16 protein-coding genes and 1 riboswitch are annotated in these 14,248 nt (G+C 59.2%); of the genes, 10 read left to right on the top strand and 6 right to left on the bottom strand.

All coding sequences use genetic code 11. The features are described from left to right. Positions 1-443: 443 nt before the first annotated feature. The 4 genes from MSL71_RS01680 (at position 444) to MSL71_RS01665 (ending at position 3,998) form a co-directional block, all read left to right on the top strand. Positions 444-1,580: an acyl-CoA dehydrogenase family protein gene (locus MSL71_RS01680; protein WP_180136939.1), complete on the top strand. Its 1,137-nt coding sequence runs from the start codon at positions 444-446 to the stop codon at positions 1,578-1,580. Between the two features lie 340 nt (positions 1,581-1,920). Beyond that, entirely contained in the window at positions 1,921-2,241 is a 321-nt protein-coding gene (locus MSL71_RS01675; protein ID WP_180136938.1) for an ArsR/SmtB family transcription factor, read from the top strand. 102 nt (positions 2,242-2,343) lie between these two features. Beyond that, positions 2,344-2,586, top strand: a complete 243-nt coding sequence (locus tag MSL71_RS01670) for a hypothetical protein (protein ID WP_180136937.1) — start codon at positions 2,344-2,346, stop codon at positions 2,584-2,586. A 44-nt stretch (positions 2,587-2,630) separates the two neighbouring features. Further along, positions 2,631-3,998, top strand: coding sequence for a diguanylate cyclase domain-containing protein (locus MSL71_RS01665; RefSeq protein WP_180136936.1), 1,368 nt, complete (start codon positions 2,631-2,633; stop codon positions 3,996-3,998). A 16-nt stretch (positions 3,999-4,014) separates the two neighbouring features. On the opposite strand, the gene MSL71_RS01660 is transcribed toward MSL71_RS01665, so the two are convergent. Then, a complete protein-coding gene (locus tag MSL71_RS01660; RefSeq protein WP_180136935.1) occupies positions 4,015-4,356 on the bottom strand; it encodes a DUF190 domain-containing protein in 342 nt (113 codons plus the stop codon). Positions 4,357-4,387: 31 nt separating this feature from the next. After that, complete coding sequence (locus tag MSL71_RS01655) at positions 4,388-4,771, bottom strand: fluoride efflux transporter FluC (protein ID WP_180136934.1); 384 nt, start codon at positions 4,769-4,771, stop codon at positions 4,388-4,390. A 116-nt stretch (positions 4,772-4,887) separates the two neighbouring features. Continuing rightward, a riboswitch (Fluoride riboswitch) is annotated at positions 4,888-4,972 on the bottom strand. A 335-nt stretch (positions 4,973-5,307) separates the two neighbouring features. Between MSL71_RS01655 and sqr the strand changes: the two genes are divergently transcribed. Both sqr and MSL71_RS01645 read left to right on the top strand, forming a co-directional pair. Then, complete coding sequence (gene sqr, locus MSL71_RS01650) at positions 5,308-6,558, top strand: type III sulfide quinone reductase, selenoprotein subtype (protein ID WP_180136933.1); 1,251 nt, start codon at positions 5,308-5,310, stop codon at positions 6,556-6,558. A gap of 10 nt (positions 6,559-6,568) precedes the next feature. Further along, positions 6,569-7,249, top strand: a complete 681-nt coding sequence (locus MSL71_RS01645; protein ID WP_180136932.1) for a DUF1641 domain-containing protein — start codon at positions 6,569-6,571, stop codon at positions 7,247-7,249. 59 nt (positions 7,250-7,308) lie between these two features. Here MSL71_RS01645 and MSL71_RS01640 read toward each other — a convergent pair whose 3' ends face one another. Next, the gene (locus tag MSL71_RS01640; RefSeq protein ID WP_180136931.1) at positions 7,309-7,719 is read right to left on the bottom strand and encodes an RrF2 family transcriptional regulator; all 411 of its coding nucleotides are present in this window, start codon (positions 7,717-7,719) and stop codon (positions 7,309-7,311) included. Positions 7,720-7,844: 125 nt separating this feature from the next. On the opposite strand from MSL71_RS01640, the gene MSL71_RS01635 reads away from it, so the two are divergent. From MSL71_RS01635 to MSL71_RS01625, 3 genes are all read left to right on the top strand, one after another. After that, a complete protein-coding gene (locus tag MSL71_RS01635) occupies positions 7,845-8,042 on the top strand; it encodes a hypothetical protein (protein WP_180136930.1) in 198 nt (65 codons plus the stop codon). After that, positions 8,042-8,254, top strand: coding sequence for a hypothetical protein (locus tag MSL71_RS01630; RefSeq protein ID WP_180136929.1), 213 nt, complete (start codon positions 8,042-8,044; stop codon positions 8,252-8,254). Before MSL71_RS01635 ends, MSL71_RS01630 begins: the two co-directional genes overlap by 1 nt. 101 nt (positions 8,255-8,355) lie before the next feature. After that, entirely contained in the window at positions 8,356-9,054 is a 699-nt protein-coding gene (locus MSL71_RS01625) for a DUF554 domain-containing protein (RefSeq protein WP_180136928.1), read from the top strand. Positions 9,055-9,228: 174 nt separating this feature from the next. On the opposite strand, the gene MSL71_RS01620 is transcribed toward MSL71_RS01625, so the two are convergent. Both MSL71_RS01620 and MSL71_RS01615 read right to left on the bottom strand, forming a co-directional pair. Further along, complete coding sequence (locus tag MSL71_RS01620; RefSeq protein ID WP_180136927.1) at positions 9,229-10,671, bottom strand: monomeric [FeFe] hydrogenase; 1,443 nt, start codon at positions 10,669-10,671, stop codon at positions 9,229-9,231. Positions 10,672-10,978: 307 nt separating this feature from the next. Beyond that, positions 10,979-12,262: a citrate synthase gene (locus tag MSL71_RS01615; RefSeq protein WP_180136926.1), complete on the bottom strand. Its 1,284-nt coding sequence runs from the start codon at positions 12,260-12,262 to the stop codon at positions 10,979-10,981. Positions 12,263-13,000: 738 nt separating this feature from the next. Here MSL71_RS01615 and MSL71_RS01610 point away from each other — a divergent pair. After that, positions 13,001-13,759, top strand: a complete 759-nt coding sequence (locus MSL71_RS01610; RefSeq protein WP_180136925.1) for a TIGR04219 family outer membrane beta-barrel protein — start codon at positions 13,001-13,003, stop codon at positions 13,757-13,759. 62 nt (positions 13,760-13,821) lie between these two features. Here MSL71_RS01610 and MSL71_RS01605 read toward each other — a convergent pair whose 3' ends face one another. Next, positions 13,822-14,073, bottom strand: coding sequence for a glutaredoxin family protein (locus MSL71_RS01605; protein WP_180136924.1), 252 nt, complete (start codon positions 14,071-14,073; stop codon positions 13,822-13,824). Positions 14,074-14,248 lie beyond the last annotated feature (175 nt).

Here is a 14,248-nt window from a genome sequence, read left to right as displayed (position 1 = left end):
GCCCCTTGTGATTTGTCCCGGGTAAGGGACGACGCAGGTAGAACCCGGGAAGGCCGAGTGGATGTGCCCATATGGCGTCGGCCCCGACGTGCGTGGCGGTGTGATCGCTGCGCCCCTTTAGGACACGGCACAAGCGACCTGCATGCAGACATGTTGTTGGTGGAGATGGCATTTATTTTAGCCTGAACCGCAACACGGGTCAAAGGGAAACAAGGGTGCGGATGGGTCGGTGATGATAGGCGATTTTCGTTGCGATAAGGCTTGTATGCGGGCGTTTTTTTGAGACAATCGGGTGAAACACAGCTGTGTGCAGAGAGGATGGGCCTTGCTAAGGAGAGGCGTTGCAGGTACCCTGAATCTACTTCATATGTGTAATGAATGACGGCAGTGAAATCACCACACCGTATCAACCTGCGGACTCCGGCAAAAAGGTCGGAGCCGCCATGACGCAACGGGGGGAAGGCATGACCATGTGGATGGATGAGGGCATCACGCGTTTTTCAGAACAGGCGGCCCGGTTGTGGGCCGATGGGGACGGGCTTGGGGACGAGGTCCTTTTCGGCCGCCTCTGGGAGCTTGCGGCCGGGGCCGGGCTGTGCCGTGTGGGCATCCCCGAAGCTTACGGTGGAATGGGCGGGGCCGGGCCGGAGATATCCGAGATGGTGCGGCGGCTCTCCCTGGCCACGGGGAACCTGGGGCTGCCCCTTTCCCTGATGATTTCCCAGCTGGTGGCCCATTTTATGCTGGGGGCCCTGGGCAGCGACTCCCAGAAAGCCGCCTGGCTACCTCACATGGCCCAAGGGCGTTTTCCTTCAGCCTTTGCCGTGTCCGAACCCAAGGTGGGGGCCCATCCGGGCAAGCTCACCACCCATGCCGAGAGAGCCGGTGAGGGGTGGCGTCTCAACGGCATGAAATCATACATTTCCAATGGCCCCCTGGCGGGGCTTGCGGTGACGATTGCGGTGGTGGGGGAGGAGAAGGGGCGAAAGCAGTTCAGTGCCTTTCTCCTGGACGGGGACACTCCGGGGGTGGAGCGCTCCGATGCCATGGCCCTGCCTTTTCTGCGCCCCGCCCTTCACGGGAATATCCGCCTTGACGGGGTGGCCTTGGGGGCGGAGGCGGTCCTGGGCGAGCCGGGAAACGCCTACGGTGAGCTTGTGCTTCCCTTCAGGCGCTATGAAGACGCCATGATGATGGGATGCGTGACAGGGGCCCTGCGGTTTGTGTTGAACCGGCTCGGCGATGCCGCGACCATGTGTGACGATGCAGTGTGTGAGACAGCGGGAAAACTGGCGGCCCATGTGACGGCCCTTGAACAGGTTGCGCGGGTGAGCGCGGCCCTGACCGCGGATGCATCGCCGTCTGCCGTGGAGGAGTCCACGGCCCTCTTGATTCATTTTCGGCAGGTGGCAGGCTGTTGCCGAAGCCTGGTGACTTCCCTTGAGGAGGCCGGGGTGGTCCTGGATCCGTCGAGCCGTGCCGTTATGGACGATCTTGCGGCCTCTTCGGGGATTGCCGCGAACATTGCCAGGGCAAAACAGGTCAAGCTCGGCAGGGCCTGCCTTATGGGAGAGGCATAGGTCTTTTTGAAATGAATCATTGAATAAAAAGTTCATTGTTCTATAATTGACCGGGTAGAAAGCGTATTTTTATGCGGGAAGGGCGACGGATGCCGGTATCGCGGCAGCCGTCGGTTTTTAATTGCTTGACCTGATATATGTTCGAAGTGTAAACAATGATAACTTACCGGGAACATGGTTATTGTCAGGGCGCTGTAACGGCACACAAGCCCTGCGGGGTCCCGAATGCCGGGGAGGGCGGATTTCGCAAGGGGGGAATCGGGGAGCCTGCGGCGAGAACCACCCTGAACCGAGGTCATTCACCATGCAAGGAGAGGTCTTTCAAATCATAGGGGGGAGCATGGAACTCAACGCACATAACGTGCTCACGGAACATGACGTGGCAGCCAAGCGCCTTGCCGAACTGGGCAACGGAACACGTCTTGCCATCATTCGATATCTTGTCAACGAAGGGCCTGAAGGGGTACCGGTGGGGCAGGTTCAGAAAGCCCTGGGGGTGCCGCCTTCGACCTTGTCCCACCACATTGCACGCCTCATGTCCGCAGGTCTTCTGCGTCAGGAGCGGAACAGCCGCACCCTGTATTGCCATGCCGAGGTGTCGGCCATTGATTCCCTGGCTTCGTATATCCGTTCCGCCTGTCTGAGCGCGGAAGCCGTGTAAACGAGTCGGTGGAGACCCGGCCGGCCCATGGTGCAGCCGGGACCCGGCACGAAGACCACGTCTCTGTCCCCCCCTTTTTTCCTTTTCAAGGACCCATCATCCATGATGTCGCCCCATGGCCCTTCGGCCATCGCGCGCTGCCGCGCCGTGTTTACGGCCGTTGAGGCACGGGGGCAGCGCACCCTTCCACCGGACATCCTCCGTCACTGGCAAGGGCCTGTCGGGGCCCCTGTCCTTGTCATGATCCTGCCGACACGATATGATGAAAAGATCAATTCATTGGTGCCGCGACATGCCGTATCGTCCAACGAAATCATTGAATCGTCCACCGGCAGAGCAGGGTGAGGCTTTTTTGTGCGGGGTGGGTTCAGCCTTGAGGGGGAGGTGTTGTGAAACGATTTACAGACAGCCGCGTGTTCATTGCAGGGGTCTCCTTTCTGTGTTTTCTGCTTCTTGCAGGGGGCAGCGAGTGCCTTGTTTACCTTGGGAAGGAGCGCTGGCAGGCCCGGGAGCGGGAGGCCTTGATCAAGGAGGCCGGCCGGGTTCGGACCCTCCTGGAGTCTGAGATCAATACCACCCTGAACCTGAATCTCGGGCTGGTGATCTACGTGGCCACCAACCCGGAGGTTCAACCCGAGACCTTTGACGTCATCGCCCGCCGCCTGATCCGAAGGACCCCCCATATCCGCAATATCGGCCTGGCCAGGGACAACGTCATCACCCACATCTATCCCCTGGAAGGGAACGAGGCCGCCATGGGCTTTCGTTACAAGGAGAGTGCGGCCCAGTGGCCCATGGTGGAGCGGGCCATTGACACCCGGCGAACCGTTGTGGCAGGCCCCGTCGAACTGGTGCAGGGTGGGTGGGCCATCATCAGCAGGAGCCCCATTTTTCTTTCCGACGGAGACAATTCGTACTGGGGCATTTCAAGCATGGTCATGGATGTGGACTCCCTGTACGCGGCCAGCGGGCTCATGGATGCCGGTACCCTGGGATATGCCCTGAGGGGAAAAGACGGCATGGGCGCTCAGGGGAAGGTGTTTTACGGGGATCCGACCCTGTTTGAACGCAGCGACGCGGTCCAGCTTCCCATTTCCCTGCCGGTGGGGGCGTGGCTCCTGGCGGCTGCGCCTTATCGGGGCGCCGCCGTCTACAAAGCCGAGGGGTTTCTCCGTGCCGCAGGCCTTGGTCTCTCCCTGGTCATTACGGCCATGTTGTACGCCCTTCTTACCTCCCTTTCCCGGATCCGCTATCTGGCCCACCACGACCCCATTACCGAGTTGCCCAATATCCGGTATTTCGAGGCCTACATCAAGCAGCTGATCACCGTTAACCTGTATAAGGACGAGCCCTTTGCCCTCTTCTATATCGACCTGGATCGCTTCAAGCCCATCAACGAAGCATACGGTCATAAGGCGGGGGATCGGGTCATGAGGGATGCGGCGGAGCGCCTGAAGGAGATGGCCTCGGACGATGCGCTGGTATGCCGCATGGCCGGGGATGAATTCGTGGTGGTGCTTGAGACGGTTCGAACGCGCGAGCAGGCCAATGCAAAGGCGGACGAACTGATGGAAATCCTCGTGAAACCCTACACCCTTCCGGGAAGGGGTGAGGTCGTCATTGACGCGCGGGTGGGGGTCAGCCTCTTCCCGTCCCAGGGCGTGACCTCGGAGATTCTCATCCGGGAAGCGGACCTGGATCTCTCCCTGAGAAAAGGGGAGCCCTTCCTCGCCACCGAGGGGCAGACCGAAACCTGACCTGCCCCCCCCTTCCCTACGACTGTGTGCCGTCCCGGTAGGCGATGACCTCAATGGTCTCCCGGGTGATCATCCCTTTGACCAGGACGGTCTCCAGATCCGACAGAAAGGCCTCGATGCGATGGGGGCGATCCACGATCTCCACCACCACGGGCAGGTCTTCGGAGAGGCGCAGGATTTTGTCCGTGTGGATGCAGCTGCTCGCCCCAAAGCCCATATGGCCGCGAAAAACCGTTGCGCCTGCCATTTTTTTTCGCCTGGCCTCTTCGACAATCCACTGGTACAGGGGCGACCCCATGTGGCGGGCCTGGTCTCCGATGTAGATTCTCAGACGCTGTGCTTCCTCTTGAATGGGCATGATACCTCCTGAAAAAACGGTTCCGATGTGATCAGATCAGGCGGGCCAGGGCGGCACCCGCTGCAAAAAGGGCGAGGCCCGCCCCCACCTGAAGGACGATGTTTCCCATGGCGACCCACCACTGGGCACCCACGGCCAGTTGACCAGTCTCTGAAATAAAGGTGGAAAAGGTGGTGAAGGCCCCCATGAATCCGGTGAGGATAATGGTGCGGGTTTCGGCTCCGATGGCCATGCGGTCGGCCCCCAGGGTCCAGATCAGGCCGAAGAGGAAACATCCGATGATGTTGACGGTGGCCGTTCCCCAGGGAAACCCTCCTCCGGCGAGGCGTTGAACCAGACCTGCCAGCCCGTATCGGGACAGGGTGCCCAGGGAACCGGCCGCGGCGATGCAGAGAAGTTTCTGATAGAGGATCATGGTGTGGAATCTCCCAGTGATGCCCGGCAGGCTCTGCCGGGATTTTTACGCATAAAAAAACCCGCAGTCGGCGGGTCTGTCTGGTAGCTGGATGCCCCCGGACAGACGCAAAGGTACCGTCGGCAGGAGTCATCAGCCCAAGGGCAGTTTGTTCCGGCGCAAGGTCGCCGGATGCTGGGGAACTCCATCCCCGTGCAGGTTCCTTAACCTTACTGGAAGGGGGCCGGCTCGTCAAGGCGGGGGGGAGGGCGGCAAGGCCCCAAGGGCCCCTCAACGGGAAACGGGCGGTTTATTTTGCAAGGCATGCAGGCCCTTTGGCGTCGCTGTGGCGCGTTGTCCCATGGCGGCTTTTTTTTATGTAGTTACCGTATAAATCCCTAAAAAATATTGACAATCGGTGGTCCGGACTGTAAAAGCTCAATCCATATGCATTGGTTCTATATTATGTTAATGTATATCAACCAAGTATACTTAGCGGGAGAGAGGTGGCACAGCCGAGTCGCAGCGGCGTGCGAAACCATAACGCAGAGGAAGCTATGAAAAAGATTGTCATTCTTGGTTCCGGGGCCGGTGGAACCATGGCCGCCGCCCACCTGAGAAAACACCTCAGCGTCGACGAATGGCGCATCACCATTGTCGACAACGATGAAGAGCACCACTACCAGCCAGGCTGGCTGTTTATTCCCTTTGGCATCTACACCCGTGACGATTGCGTGAAACCGAAGCGGGACTTCATTCCCAAAGGGGTGGAGTTCCTTCTGGACGAGGTGGTGGGGATCAACCCGGACCAGAACTACGCGGAAACCAAAGCCAACGGAAAGCTCCCTTATGATATCCTCATCGTTGCCACCGGGTGCGACATCGCACCGGACGAAGTGGAAGGCCTGGAAGAGTGGAAGGCCGACCCGGAAGGCAACGAGCACACCATCTTCAGCCTCTCAGGGGCCCTGGCTCTTGCCAAGCGCCTGAAGCGCTTTGAAAAGGGCAAGCTGGTGTTCAACATCGCCGAGATGCCCCACAAGTGCCCGGTGGTCCCCATGGAGTTTGTTTTCCTTGCGGACTGGTACTTCCGTGAGAACGGGGTGCGTGACGACGTGCAGATCGAACTGGTCACCCCCAACACCGGCATTTTCACCAAGCCCATTGCCACCAAGGTGCTCTCCAAGACCGCTGAGGAGAAGAACATCCTGGTCAAGCCCAACTTCGACCTGGCCGAGGTGGACACCGCAGGCAAGCGCCTGATCTCTCCCTCGGGTGAGACGGCCGATTACGACCTCATGGTCTCCACCATGCCCAACCTGGGGGCGGATTTCATCGACGAGTCCGGCCTGGGAGACGGCATGGGGTATCTCATGACCGATCACCATACCCTCAAGTCCGTGAAGTACGACAACATCTATGCCGTGGGGGATGTCTCCAACGTGCCCACCTCCAAGGCGGGATCCGTGGCCCATTACCAGGCGGAGCTGGTCACCGAGAATATCCTGCGGGAGATCGAGGGGCTGGAGCCCAAGGCCTCCTTTGACGGCCACTCCACCTGCTTTATCGTGTCGGGTTACGACAAGGCCTTTCTCTTTGACTTCAACTACAAGACCGAGCCCCTTCCCGGCAAGTACCCCTTCCCGGCCCTGGGACCCTTCGACCTTGTGGGAGAGTCCCACATGAACTACTGGGGCAAGATGATGTTCAAGTGGGTGTACTGGAACCTGCTCCTCACCGGTAAAGAGTTGCCCCTGGAGCCCCAGATGTCCATGGCAGGCAAGTTCTGGCCCGCATTCGCCAAGTAGGAGGGGCCACATGACCAACGAGGAACTGATACTACAGAAACTTGAAAAGCTCGATCGCCTGGAAGAGCAGCTGGCCCCCATCATCCAGGGCCACAAGGCCCGAACCGAGCTCATGGCGGACCTGGCTCCCCTGGGGCGTCAGGCCGCCGACCTGGTGACCCGGGGCCTCCAGGAGGTGGAGACCAGCTTTCAGGCCGACGATGTCCTGGATCTGCTCACCATGGTGGCGCGCAACACGCGCAACTTTTCCTATGCCCTGCGCCAGTTCGAGAGCCTTCTGGACTTCATGAAGGACATGGCCCCGCTGATGAAATCCACGGTACCCAAGCTTGTCAGCTACCTGGATACCCTGGACCAGCGCGGTGTGTTCCGGGTTCTGAAGATCTGGATGGTGGATTTCAGGGAGAAGATCGCCGCCAACTACGGCCCGGAGGAGTCCGAAGAGATCATCGACGGCATCGTGGCCTTCATCGGCCTTGCCAGGACCCTCTCCGATCCGAAGGCTGTTGAATTCCTGCGACGCGCCGCAGCCCTGCCCGGCCTGGTGGACCTGGACAACGCCCCCAAGGTGGGGCCAGCCGGTCTTGCCGTGGCAAGCTTCAGCGACGAGATGAAAGAGGGACTCGGGGTGGTGGTGGAACTCACCAAGGCCCTGGGGAAACTCAAGGAAACGGAAGACGAAAGCGACTAGGCTTTCTCATCGGCGGGATAAGATAAGAACAGGGCGGTCCATGCAGGGCCGCCCTTTTTTTAACTGTGGGGATCCATGAGGTCGGAGATGGTGACCTGGTCGAGGTTGGCGTACAGAGCCTCGGTGGCATCTTTCCATGCCTGGCGGAACCTGCAGCTGGGGGCCTTGATGCAGGTCTCCGGGGAGCTGATGCACTCCACCAGCTCGTCCTGACCTTCAAAAAGGCGCACCACGCGTCCCAGGCTGATCTCTTCCGGGGGGACGTTGAGGACATGGCCGCCCTTGGGCCCTCGTACGCTCCGCACGATACCGGCCAGCCGCAACAGGCGAATCAACTGCTCCAGGTATTTCATGGGAATGTCCTGGCGGCGTGCGATTTCGCTGACCTGAAGGGGAACTTGCGTGGCATGGTGCCGGGCAAGCTCAACGAGGATGCGGGCGCCGTAACGACTTTTCGTGGAGAGTTTCATGGGGATCCTTGGATGTGACGATTCATATCAACAAAGTCAAGTTAATGGAGTTCCCGCAGACGTGTCAATGTTTTTATGGGGTCCCGGTTTCCATGGGCCGGCCCCCGGGCAACAGGAGGAAAAAGATGCCGGATGCTTACCTCGTAGAGATTCACAGATTTCTCGCCGAGAAAAAAAAGGAAGCCATAAAAGGCCTGGAAGGGGCGGACGACGCGCTGACGCGGGCCTTCTACAGGGGCATGCTCAATGAAGTGGCGGCCATGACGGCCCACGTCACGGAAAGGTACAACATGGCGTTTCGTGATTACGGGGAGGCCGTGTAATGAGCCATACCCATCTGATCGAACTCTACAGCTACATCGACGCAAGGCGCAGCAACGCAGAGACCCTGCGCACGGAGGCCGGGTCCTCCGATGCCGACCGTGAAGCGGCCCGGGGGGCAGAGACCTTCCTTGCCGATACCGCGGCGTTTCTTTCGTCCCGCTACCACGGCAAGCTCCCCAAGCGGCTTCGCGCCAGGCACCTTCCCCGGTAACTGTTGACGTTCCCGGCAATTGTGCCTTTTTGGTCCCTTTTATCTGTGATATGAAACATGGTTTTTAAGTTATAGATATGCAGAAGGAAAGGGGAGAGCCCATGCTCGGTACGATTGTCAACGCATGCGCCATTGTGGCAGGGAGCCTTACAGGCCTGGTGTTCAAAGGCGGCATCGCCGAAAAATACAAGGAGACGGTGATCCATGCCGTGGCCCTGGCCGTGGTTCTTGTGGGGCTTAAGGCCGCCTTTGCCTCCGAGGCCCTCCTCGTGGTGATTCTCTCGCTGGTCATTGGCGCCCTCATGGGCGAGTGGATGGATATCGAAGGCCGTCTCCAAAGGCTCGGGGAGTGGCTGGAGACAAAGGTTCCCGGTGGCGAAGGGTCCCTTGCCAAAGGATTTGTCACGGCCAGCCTGGTCTTCTGCGTGGGCTCCATGGCCATTGTGGGAGCCCTTGAGAGCGGGCTCACCGGCAACCATCAGACCCTCTACGCCAAGGCCATTCTAGACGGCATCATCTCCGTGATCTTCACCACCACCATGGGCATCGGCGTGATCTTCTCCGCCGTGGCCGTCTTCATCTACCAGGGAAGCATCACCCTCACCGCCACGGTCATGAAGCAGTTCCTCACCCCCGAGGTGGTGGCCCAGATGACCTCCGTGGGCGGCCTTCTCATCCTCACCATCGGCCTCAACATGCTTAACGTCACCAAGATCCGCGTGGGCAACATGCTCCCTGCCATCTTCCTGCCCCTGCTCTGGTTCATCGCCAGGGGCGCCCTGCCTCTCTTTTCTTTTTAAATCATGCCTCCGGCGGCTCGCTTTTTGAAAAAAGCTCCGCAAAAACGTTCCAGTTGTCTCGTCTTCCGTCGCCCAGGGCCGGAAGACGAGGCCGGTCCACATGATTTTCGTAGAGCCTGTTTGTCAAACTTTTCAAAAATTTGGCCCCCGGCAGGGCCGCCGGAGGCACGTTTTTTAGCCCTTGATCCCCCTGGGGCTCTCTTTCAAAAATGCCTGGAGTTTTCTTCCCGCCTTTTTGCCGGGCTCCACACCAGAGGGACCGGCGATGCAGCCACCTTCACATCCCATGATCTCCACAAAATTGCCCGGGCATTTCTTTGCATAGGATTTCAGTTTTTTCACCGACCGCTTGTCCAGGCCGTTGACGGCCACAGGCTCTATGGCAGCGCGTTCGCCGATATAGGCCTTGATGCCCTCGGTGACGCCGCCGGAAACGGGAAAGCCCCGGCCCTCGGCCAGGCCTGCCAGGTCAAAGTCGGTATCCTCGCACTGGAGGATCTCGATGTTGCGCGCGGCCAGCAGGGCTCTTAGTTCCCGGAAGGTGAGGACGTGGTCCACAAAGGGATCGTCCGAGGCCTCTTTGCGTTTGGCCACGCAGGGGCCGATGAAGACGGTGACGTCGTCGGGGGCCTCTTCCTTGGCGGTCTGGGCCGTGTAGTGCATGGGGGTGCGGGTGTCCGAGACAAAGGGCTTGAGTTCGGGCAGGTGTTTTTCCACGCACTCGGTGTAGGCTGGGCAGCAGGAGGAGGTCATGAAGGGCGAGCCCTCTTCCATGCGTTCCACAAACTCGTCGGCCTCAAAGGCAGCGGTCTTGTCGGCTCCTGAGGCCACCTCAAAGACATGGGAGAAGCCGGCGGCCTTCAGGGCGCCCACGAGCTGTCCCATGGTGGAAGGGGTCTCCCCAACGATGGCCGGGGCCACCAGGGCGGTGACGCGTTTGCCTTCGGCCATCTCGCGGATGACGTCCACCAGCTGGGAACGCTCCAGGATGGCGTTGAAGGGGCAGGCGGCCAGGCATTTTCCGCAGAAGATGCACTTGTCGTAGTCGATGGTCTCCTTGCTGTTGCTCATCTTGGAGATGGCCCCGGTGGGGCAGGACTCCTCGCAGGGGATGGGGATGCGTACGATGGCGTGATAAGGGCAGACATCCATGCACTTGCCGCACTGGACGCATCGGTCCGGGTCGATGATGGACTTGCCGTTGACGAGTTTTACGGCACCCTTGGGGCAGACATCCACGCAGGCATGGGTGAGGCACCCACGGCAGGCGTTGGTGGCCTCGTAGCGGGTGCGCACGCAGCCGTTGCAGGCCTCGTCGATGACCGTCAGCACGGGGTTGGGGGCGGACTGGCGGGAGAGGCTTAACTCCGCGTATCGGGAGAGGGGCACCATCTCGTCTTCTTCCTCTTCGATGCCGAAACCCAGAAGGGCCATGAGCCGGTACTTCAGAATGGCGCGGTCCCTGTAGACACAGCACCGGGAGTGGTCTCCGTCCCGGGGGCGCATCTCAACGGGGATGCGGTTGACGGTGTCTGAAAAGTCCTGGGAATCAAAGGCCCGGATGAGGCGGACCATGAGCTCAAAGTGGGTGGTGTCACTGTAATTCTTGAAAAACACGGGCGGTTCCTTGGGTTTTGGGTCTGTCTGTGATGCATGTGGCGTAACGCCGTATACGTGCATCCATTGCCCTGTATGTAGCACAGGCTTCTAAGGAAACATGTCGCCTCGGGGACAGGACGCACAAGAAAGCCGCCCTCCACACTCTGGCCCGACGGCCGTGGAAGAGGCTTGTGAACATCATAAAAAATCAAAGCGGTTGTATATCGGATTGCCCCGGGTCGGGTCAATACCGGATTGGGGCTTGCGGGGAAGGGACGCAAAAACGCCCCCGGCCCACAGGGCCGGGGGCGCTTTTATCGTTAGGTTATCGCTTGTTGATGGGGACGTAGTCGGTGGCAATGTTGCCGGTGTACACCTGGCGGGGCCTGCTGATCTTCCAGTTGGGGTCGTCGGCCCCTTCCTTCCACTGGGAGATCCAGCCGGGCAGTCGGCCGATGGCAAACATCACGGTGAACATCTCCGTGGGAATACCCATGGCCCGTAAGACAATGCCGCTGTAAAAGTCCACGTTGGGGTAGAGGTTCTTGTCGATGAAGTAGGGGTCGGTAAGAGCCACCTCTTCGAGCCTTCTGGCGATGTCCAGCAGGGGATCCTCCACCTTGAGCTTGGGCAGGACCGTGTCGCACATCTTTTTCATGATCCTGGCCCGGGGGTCGTAGGTCTTGTAGACCCTGTGGCCGAAGCCCATGAGGCGGAAGGGGTCGTCCTTGTCCTTGGCCCGCCTGACCACATCCTCGATGTCCGCGCCGCTCTTGTGGATGTTGGTGAGCATCTCGATGACCGCCTGGTTGGCTCCGCCGTGCAGGGGCCCCCAGAGGGCGGCGATACCGGCGGAGATGGCTGCGTAGAGGTTGACGCGCCCGCTGCCCACCACGCGGACAGCCGCCGTGGAGCAGTTCTGCTCGTGGTCGGCGTGGAGGATCCAGAAGACGTTCAATGCTTCCACGATGTCCGGGTCGAGCTCGTAGGGCCGCACCGGCGAGTGAAACATCATGTTGAGAAAGTTGGCGCAGTAGGAGTAGTCCGCCCGGGGGTAGACCACCTTGTGGCCCCGGGAGATCCTGTAACTCATGGCCGCCATGGTGCGGATCTTGGAGAGGAGCCGCAGGAAGGTGCGGTTGATGCCTTCCGGGTCCGTGTCTTCGAGTTCGGGGTAGAAGCTTCTCAGGGCGTTGATCATGGCCGAGAGAATCCCCATGGGGTGAGCCCGCCTGGGGAAGTTCTGATAGAAGATCTGCATGTCTTCGTGGATGAGCGAGTCATCGTTAAGCTGAACGCTGGTGCGGGTGAGCTCCTGTTTGTTGGGGAGTCTTCCGTTGATGAGAAGGTAGGCGGTCTCGACGAAGCTGGAGTGCTCGGCAAGCTGTTCCACCGGGATGCCGCGATAGCGCAGAATGCCCTTTTCGCCGTCCATGAAGGTGATGGCGGACGTACAGCTGCCCGTGTTGCCGAATCCGGGGTCCATGGTGATGTACCCGGTTTGCTGGCGCAGTTTGGTAATGTCGAAGGCTTTTTCCCCTTCAGATCCCTCAATCACGGGGAATTCGTAGGTCTTTCCCTCGATGATCATTTTTACCACTTCAGACATGGTATTCCTCCTTTTAACGGTTGCCCTGCGGGGCTGTGCGGATACAGCTTCGGGAAGGTACCGAAGACAGCTTCGGGAAGACTCCGGCCGTGCTGGTTTTTTCGTTAAGCGGGCGGATGCGGTCAGCCAAAGGTGCGGTTCAGCCGCATGCTCATGATTCTCCGACAGGTGGTTCGGGGCAACGTGTTTCGGGTGTCCGGGTGACGCGACCGGATACCGAAATGGCGTTGTTCAAGGCGTGCCATCAAGTGTTCCACGAAAAGACTATCCCCATAGATCCGTGGAGTGAGGCCCCGTGCATGCGCGATTGCTCTGCGCATGTCGTCTATTTAGGTCTTCCGCCCTTGGGTCGGCTCGGTGATAAAACAGTCAATCATCCCATTTGCGTGCCTTTTCAGGGTGCAGGGGGGATCCGTTTCATTTTCATTTCGTGTTGTTGATCATTGCTAATGAGCCTGTCAGAGTGAGGTCAACGGCCTAAAATATCTGATTCATCCTTTGCGGTCAAGGGGTTCACGCGTTCTCTTTCCGGAGACGCGCTTTTTTTCATGGGCCGCGCAAAGAAGATGAAAGCTTGTTATTTAAGCGGTATTCGGCTATTTTGACCTGATTTTACGATGGCATCTCACTGTTTTATAAACGAAATGCCTCAAGGATTGATGTTCCCGGACGATATAGGGGACAACGGGGATGTCCCGCCATAATGATCGGCCCAAAATGATGGAGGAAACAATACGTATGAAACGATGGTTATTCATTCTGCTTGCAGTGGCAGCTGTGATGGTGCCCGGGCGCTCCTTTGCGCTCCTCGGGCTGGTAAGTGTGGAAGGGGCTGTGGGAGGGTTCATGCCGACTCCGTCCGGTGACTTCCAGTACAACGGCGGAACCAGTGGGGATGTGGAATCCATTCTGGGCTTTGACGACGAGGTGTTCCCCGCGGCCCGCCTTCGGGTGGAACTTCCCCTGGTGATTCCCAATGTCTACCTCATGACCACCCCCATGGAGTTCGAGGGGAATCTCACCGAGGAGTTCAAATTCGGGGACGACACCTTTACCGCCAACTCCGAGACCAAGCTGACCCTTGAGCAGTATGACATCGGCCTGTTCTACGGGGTCCCCTTTGTGGGGCTGGCCACCCTGGGCCGTGTGGGCCTGGATGTGGGCCTCAACGTGCGGGTGCTTGACATGGAAGCCGAGATGACCGACTCCGTGTCCAGCGAGACACGCACCGAAAGCGTCACCGTGCCCGTTCCCATGCTGTTTGTGGCAGGCCAGCTCAACCTCATCGGGGGCTTTGCCCTGGAGGCGGAAGTCAGGGGTCTGGACGTGAGCTATGCCCGCATCATCAGTGCCATCGGCCGCGTGAAATACAACACCATGGGGCCGTTTTTCGTGGCCGCCGGGTACCGTCACGAAGAGGTGGAGGTGGATGAGGACGACTTTGACGTCGACCTGACCTTTGCCGGACCCTTTGCCGAGGTGGGATTCTCCTTTTAGTCCGGTCCTCAGCGTTGGTGTGATGATATGATCAAAAGCGGCCTCCTTTGGGGGCCGCTTTTTTATTGGACGCCCATCTCTCTGAGGTCCGCCTCAAGGGCGGCTTTGTTAAAGACCTTGCCCCTTCGCCATACACCCTTGTACTCCAGGGTGGGCACCACCCATTCCCCGCCGTTGATCTCCGAGACCTTGTCCACGATCTCCTTTGGCGCGGTTTCGATGTTGATGGAATCAAAAGGGATATTCTGTTCTTTGAGGTACGCCTCTGTCTTGATGCAGTGGGGGCACCAGGAGGCGGAGTAAACTTTCAGCATGGGTTTCCTTTCTTAAAAAACGCCGGGCCCGGAGGGGAAGGGGCCTGGCGTTTCGTCATTCCGGTATTGTTGATCTTTTCCGGTAAGTGTGGCAGTGTGTTTTCCAGTTGATTTTTAAGGCATCCCGTAAGCAACGTACCGACTCCGTTGCAGATGACCCTGGCGTGGAGAGGTT

This window comes from Desulfoluna butyratoxydans, assembly GCF_900699765.1.
Classification (GTDB): Bacteria; Desulfobacterota; Desulfobacteria; order Desulfobacterales; family Desulfolunaceae; genus Desulfoluna; species Desulfoluna butyratoxydans.
Note: the sequence above shows the minus strand (reverse complement) of the source record. Positions and strands in the feature narration are given on the sequence as shown.